The sequence below is a fragment of the Rhizobacter sp. P2_H3 genome, assembly GCF_056403355.1.
Map to the genome: position 1 here is coordinate 1 of NZ_JBFUFQ010000301.1, position 6,161 is coordinate 6,161.

A 6,161-nucleotide genomic window follows, 5' to 3' on the forward strand; every position below is an offset into this window, starting at 1 on the left:
CAGCAGATGCTGGGCGCCGCGACGCGCGCGGCCCGGCGCGGCGCCGAGCTGACCGGCAAGCTGCTCGCGTTCTCGCGCCGCCAGCGCCTGGTGCCCACGCGCGTGGAGCCGGCACTGCTGCTGCACTCGCTGGCCGACATGCTGCACCGCACGCTCGACGAGCGGGTGCAGATCGTCGTCGACGCGGCCGACGATTGCCCGGGTTGCCGGGCCGATCCGGGCCAGCTGGAATCGGCACTGCTCAACATCGCGATCAATGCGCGCGACGCGATGCCCGAGGGCGGCACGCTGTCGTTCAGCTGCCAGCCGTGCCGGCGCGTTCCGGCGCAGGTGGCGGCCGAGCTGGCCGATCCGGACCAGGCCGGCACGGTGCCGCAGCAAGATGCGTTCGTCGCGATCAGCGTCTCGGACACCGGCCACGGCATGTCCGAGGCGGTGCGCGACCGCGCCTTCGAGCCGTTCTTCACGACCAAGGAGGCCGGGCGCGGCACCGGCCTCGGGCTGAGCACGGTGTACGGCTTCGCGAAGCAGTCGCACGGCGCGGTGGTGATCGACTCGGCACCCGGCACCGGCACGCGCGTCACGCTGTACCTGCCGCGCTTCGACCTGGTCGACCGCACCGAGGCGCGCGGCGGTGCGACGGCGGCACTGCCGCCGGGGCTGCGGGTGATGGTGGTCGAGGACGACCCGGAGGTGCTGGCGGTGTGCCGCAACTTCCTGCTCGCGCTGAAGTGCGAGGTGACGGTCCATTCGAGTGCCGAGCCGGCGCTGGCCGCGCTGGAACGCACGCAGCCGATCGACCTGCTGCTCAGCGACGTGATCCTCGGGGCCGGCATGCGCGGCACCGAACTCGCACGGCGCGCGAAGGCCTTGCGGCCGGCGCTGGCGGTGCTGCTGATGTCCGGCTATTCGTCGGAGGCGATGGTGGGCGACGGCAGCATCGGGCTGCCGTGGGAGCTCTTGCGCAAGCCCTATTCGCGCGAGGAGCTGTCCGACGCGATCGTGCGGGCGATCACTGCAGCACCCGCGACGCTGGCGTCATCGCCGCCTGGATGAACGAGGCGAGTGCCTCGGTGCTGGCGATGCACAGGTCGCGCCGGCCCTTCTCGGTGAAGCGGATCACGTTGCTGCGCGCCATGCGCGACAGCGCGCGGCTGACGCTCTCGAGCGTCATGCCCAGGTAGTTGCCGATCTCGGCGCGCGTCATGCGCAGCGTGATCTGGTCGGCGCGCAGGCCGCGCTGCGACAGAGACTCGGCCCAGTAGCGCAGGAAGTCGGCCACCCGCGCATCGGCCGGCAGCGTCCCCAGCGACAGCAGCGAATCGCGGTCGCGCGAGATCTCGCGGCTCATCGCGGCATGCAGCAGGCCGAGCAGCGCCGGCTGGCGGGCGGCGGCGAGCAGCAGCGTGTCGTAGCGGATGGCCCAGACCTCGCCGGTGTCCATCGCGATCGCATCGCAGCCGTACTGGCCGTGGGCGATGCCGTCGAAGCCCATCCAGTCGCCCTTGAAGTGCAGCCCGACGACCTGTTCGCGCCCGTCGGCCGCGACGTTCAGCGTCTTGAAGAAGCCGGAGTTGATGATGTACAGGCACTGGAAGCCCTGGCCGCCCTGGAACACCGTGTCGCCGGCATGCACGATGCGGCGTTGCAGCTCGACGGATCCGGCCAGCAGCTTCAGCGAGTCGTTGACCCGGGCGCACACCGTGTCGGCGTCGGGCCGGGCCGGGCCGCGCGCTGCCGCAGCAGCAGAATGCATCGGCATCGGCGGGCGGACGGCGGATTCGGTGTGCATCGTGGCGGTCTGCATGGCGGGCTCCTGTGGGTGTTGTGGTATGGACAAGAGCTTAGGAACCGCGTGTCAATGTCGCGCGAATGCGCCGGATCGCTGCGTAACAGCGAGTGAACGGTTGGTGTCCGGCATGTATCAGCCGCGCCGACCTGGGGTCTCATCACCGATGAGCGCGCAATGGCTTGACGGGTATCAAGCCCGGCGCGGCCGGGCCCACTAGGCTGCCTCCACGCCCTTGGAAGGGTTTTGCAGGAGGTCGCCATGTCCACGCCATCCATCGTTTCCGCGCCGCCCTCGCGCGAGCGCACGCCGGCCGTCGCCGAGTCCGTCTCCGGGACGTGGGCACCGCTGCGCCAGCGGCTGTCGCTGGGCGCCCTGACGAGCCTGGTGATCGGCTCGATGATCGGTTCCGGGGTGTTCTCGCTGCCGCAGAACATGGCGGCCGGCGCGGGTGCGGGTGCGATCCTKATCGGCTGGGGGATCACCGCGCTCGGCATGCTGTCGCTGGCGATGATGTTCCTGCAGCTTGCGCAGGCCGCGCCCGGCGTGACCGGTGGCGTCTACGGCTATGCGCGGGCCGGGTTCGGGGACTTCGTCGGCTTCCAGTCGGCCTGGGGCTACTGGCTGTCGGCGCTGATCGGCAATGCCGGCTACCTGGTCGTGATCGTCGCGGCGGTGTCGAACCTGCTGCCGGCGGCCGGGCTCGGCGCCGGCGACACCGCGGTGGGCGTCGCGGCGGCGTCGGTGCTGCTGTGGGGCTACCACGGGCTGGCGTTGCGCGGCGTGCGCACCGCGGCGGCGGTCAACACGCTGGTGACGCTGTCGAAGCTCGTGCCGCTGCYGATGTTCGTCGGGCTGGTGGGCGTGGCCTTCAAGGCGCCGACCTTCTCGCTGTCGATGTGGGGCGATGCGAAGCTCGGGCCGGTGTTCGACCAGGTGCGCTCGACGATGCTGGTCACCGTGTGGGCCTTCATCGGCATCGAGGGGGCCTCGGTGTTCTCGGCGCGGGCGCGCAGCGCCGGCGACGTCGGCCGCGCGACGATGCTCGGCTTCGGCGCGACGCTCCTGCTGTACATGGCGATCACGCTGCTGTCGCTCGGCGTCGTGCCGCAGGCCGAGCTCGCGCAGATGGCCAACCCGTCGATGGCCGGGGTGCTGCAGAAGGTGGTCGGGCCCTGGGGTGCGGTGCTCGTGAACATCGGCCTGCTGGTGTCGGTGGGCGGCGCGATGCTCGCGTGGACGATGCTGGCGGCCGAGGTGCCGTACAGCGCCGCGAAGGAGGAGGTGTTCCCGGGCGGCTTCGGCGGCGAGAACCGCCGGCAGGCGCCGGCCGCCGCGCTGTGGTGGAGCAACGGCATCGTGCAGGCGGTGCTGCTGCTGTCGCTGCTGGCCGGCAATGCCTACCTCGCGCTGATCAAGCTGGCGACCTCGACCATCCTGCTGCCTTACCTGGTGTGCGCGCTGTTCGCGCTGCGGCGCGGTGCGGGCTCGCGCGCGCTGCTGCTGACCGGTGCGGTCGCGACGGTCTACAGCGCCTGGCTCGTGTATGCGGCCGGGCCGGTGTACCTGTTGCTGACGGCGCTGGTCTACGTGCCCGGGCTGGCGGTGCACGCGCTTGCGCGGCGGCGCCGCGGCCTGCCGGTGTACGCGGGGGCGGGCGAGCAGGTGGTGGCCGTGCTGCTGCTGGCGGCGGCCTTCGTGACGCTGTGGCTGATCGCCGGTGGCGTGCTGGACTTGCAGAAGCTCTGAGAGGCTGTGGACCAAACGATGAACTGGGGCGTGCATTCGGAGATCGGGAGGCTGCGCAGCGTGCTGGTGTGCCGCCCGGGGCTGGCGCAGCGGCGGCTGACGCCGGACAACTGCCGTGGCTTGCTGTTCGACGACGTGCTGTGGGTGGAGCGCGCGCAGCGCGATTTCGCGCAGTTCGTCTCGGAGATGGCGCGGCGCGGCGTCGAAGTGCTGGAGCTGCACGAGCTGCTGGCCGAGACGCTCGCGCAGCCCGAGGCGCGGCGCTGGGTGCTGCAGCACCGGGTGATGCCCGACAGCGTCGGGCTCGGCATGCTGGACGACCTGCATGCGGCGCTGGCCGAGCTGCCGCCGGCCCGGCTGGCCGAGCTGCTGATCGGCGGCATGACGAAGTCGGAGCTGCCGTTCCGCCCGAACGGCCTGCTGGGCCCGTACCTGGACATGCACGACTTCGTGCTGCCGCCGTTGCCGAACAGCCTGTTCACGCGCGACGCGAGCAGCTGGCTCTACGGCGGCGTGGTGCTGAATCCGATGTTCTGGCCGGTGCGCCGCGGCGAGACGCTGCTGAAGGCGGCGGTGTACCGCTTCCACCCGCGCTTCGTGAACGGCGGCTTCGAGACCTGGTGGGGCGGTGACATGCGCGACCATGGTCTCGCGACGCTGGAAGGCGGCGACCTGATGCCGCTCGGGCGCGGCGTGCTGCTGGTGGGCATGGGCGAGCGCAGCAGCCCGCAGGCGGTGGTGCAACTGGCGCACCGGTTGTTCGAGCACGGCGCGGCGCGGCGCGTGATCGCGGCGCAGATGCCGCGCGCCAGGGCCGCGATGCACCTGGACACGGTGTTCACGCCCTGTTCGCGCGAGGTGGTGACCTATTTCCCCGAGGTGGTGGACCGCCTGGTGTGCCACGAGCTGGAACCGGGGCCGCGCGGCGGGCCGCCGCGCATCCGCACGCTGGCGGGCCAGCACCTGCTGGACGTCGTGAGCGCGGCGCTGGAGGTGCCGGCGCTGAACGCGATCGCGACCGGGGGCGACGATTTCGAGAGTGCACGTGAGCAATGGGACGACGGCAACAACCTGCTGGCGCTGGAGCCGGGGGTGGTGGTCGGCTACGACCGCAACACGCAGACGAACCGCAAGCTGCGCGCGGCCGGGATCGAGGTGATCGAGATCCCGGGCGGCGAGCTGGGCCGCGGGCGGGGCGGGGCGCATTGCATGAGCTGCCCGCTGAGCCGCGACGCGGTGGTGTATTGAATCGAGGAAAGGGGAGTGCGATGGCCTACAACCTGAAGAACCGCAGCCTGTTGTCGCTGGACGAGCTGAACGCGCGCGACATCCAGCACCTGCTGGAGATGTCGCACGAGCTCAAGCGCGCGAAGGCGGCGGGCACCGAGCAGCCGACGCTGCGCGGTCGCAACATCGCGCTGATCTTCGAGAAGTCGTCGACGCGCACGCGCTGCGCGTTCGAGGTGGCGGCGCACGACCAGGGGGCGCACGTCTCGTTCATCGGTCCGGGCGATTCGCAGCTGGGCGAGAAGGAGAGCGTGAAGGACACGGCGCGGGTGCTGGGCCGGCTGTACGACGCGATCGAGTACCGGGGGTTCGCGCAGCAGACGGTGAAGGACCTGGCCGCGCATGCGGGCGTGCCGGTCTACAACGGGCTGACGAACGAGTTCCACCCGACGCAGATCCTGGCCGACCTGATGACGATGCAGGAGCACTGCGACAAGCCGCTGCGCGAGATGCGGGTGGCCTACCTGGGCGATGCCCGCTACAACATGGGCGACTCGCTGTTGCAGGGGGCGGCGCTGATGGGCATGGACCTGCGCATCGCGGCACCGCGGGTGCTGTGGCCGGCGCCCGAGATCCAGGCGCAGTGCGAGGCGCTGGCGCGCGTGAGCGGCGCGAAGCTGACGCTGACCGAGGCGCCGCTGCAGGCGGTGGAGGGTGTCGACTTCGTCTACACCGACGTGTGGGTGTCGATGGGGGAGCCGGAGGCGGCCTGGGCCGAGCGGATCGCGTTGCTGAGGCCGTACCAGGTGAATGCACGGCTGATGGCGGCGACCGGCAATGCAGCCGTCAAGTTCATGCACTGCCTGCCGGCGTACCACAACCGGGAGACGCGGCGCGGGGAGGAGATCTTCCAGCGCTTCGGGCTCGACGGAATGGAGGTGACGGACGAGGTCTTCGAGTCGCCGGCCTCGATCGTCTGGGACCAGGCGGAGAACCGGATGCACACCATCAAGGCGCTCCTTGTGGCGACCTTGGGGTGATCCAGTTTCACTTCTTCCTTCTGCGCTGCAAAGGCGCGTGGGGGAGGCCGTGGCGCGCCGTCCGGTGCGGTCAGCGCCCCTGGCGGGGCGCTGACTCCCCTCCACTGACTGGTTTCAAGGCCCGTCGCCCAAACTCCCGCCACTCACTTCGTTCGTTGTGGTCAAACAGTGGGCGACAGTCAGTGCACGAAGCGCGCTGGCGCGCGCGGGCCATGAAACCAGCCAGCTCCGGCGCCCCGTCCTTATTGACGCTCCACGGCCTCCCCCACGCGCCTTTGTGCCATCGCCCTGGTCCTTCACCTTTGACAAGCGAACAAATGAAGGTGAATCCCCGGGTTGTCACCCGGGCTACGAAG

Annotated in this window: 5 protein-coding genes; 4 read left to right on the forward strand and 1 reads right to left on the reverse strand. The window is 70.7% G+C overall.

Annotated elements, in window-relative coordinates:
* Positions 1-1,056, forward strand: a 1,056-nt coding sequence (locus tag AC1D1T_RS29355; protein ID WP_477993016.1) for an ATP-binding protein, incomplete at its 5' end; no start/stop codon positions are given.
* Here AC1D1T_RS29355 and AC1D1T_RS29360 read toward each other — a convergent pair.
* Positions 1,013-1,807, reverse strand: coding sequence for a Crp/Fnr family transcriptional regulator (locus AC1D1T_RS29360; protein ID WP_477842854.1), 795 nt, complete (start codon positions 1,805-1,807; stop codon positions 1,013-1,015). The two genes, AC1D1T_RS29355 and AC1D1T_RS29360, sit on opposite strands and share 44 nt — an antisense overlap.
* Positions 1,808-2,050: 243 nt before the next feature.
* Between AC1D1T_RS29360 and AC1D1T_RS29365 the strand changes: the two genes are divergently transcribed.
* Genes AC1D1T_RS29365 through argF form a run of 3 tightly spaced genes read left to right on the forward strand, consistent with a single transcriptional unit; the run spans position 2,051 to position 5,805 of the window.
* Positions 2,051-3,538 (forward strand): basic amino acid/polyamine antiporter, encoded by a 1,488-nt coding sequence (locus tag AC1D1T_RS29365; RefSeq protein ID WP_477993017.1) that lies wholly within the window; start codon positions 2,051-2,053, stop codon positions 3,536-3,538.
* Between the two features lie 18 nt (positions 3,539-3,556).
* The gene (locus AC1D1T_RS29370; RefSeq protein ID WP_465113051.1) at positions 3,557-4,786 is read left to right on the forward strand and encodes an arginine deiminase; all 1,230 of its coding nucleotides are present in this window, start codon (positions 3,557-3,559) and stop codon (positions 4,784-4,786) included.
* 20 nt (positions 4,787-4,806) lie between these two features.
* Entirely contained in the window at positions 4,807-5,805 is a 999-nt protein-coding gene (gene argF / locus AC1D1T_RS29375) for an ornithine carbamoyltransferase (RefSeq protein WP_465113052.1), read from the forward strand.
* Positions 5,806-6,161: the final 356 nt, after the last annotated feature.

Bases quoted from the DNA above. Each gene is read 5' to 3' on its own strand.
- AC1D1T_RS29360 (WP_477842854.1), bottom strand. From the start codon at position 1,807: ATGCAGACCGCCACGATGCACACCGAATCCGCCGTCCGCCCGCCGATG.
- AC1D1T_RS29370 (WP_465113051.1), top strand. From the start codon at position 3,557: ATGAACTGGGGCGTGCATTCGGAGATCGGGAGGCTGCGCAGCGTGCTG.
- argF (WP_465113052.1), top strand. From the start codon at position 4,807: ATGGCCTACAACCTGAAGAACCGCAGCCTGTTGTCGCTGGACGAGCTG.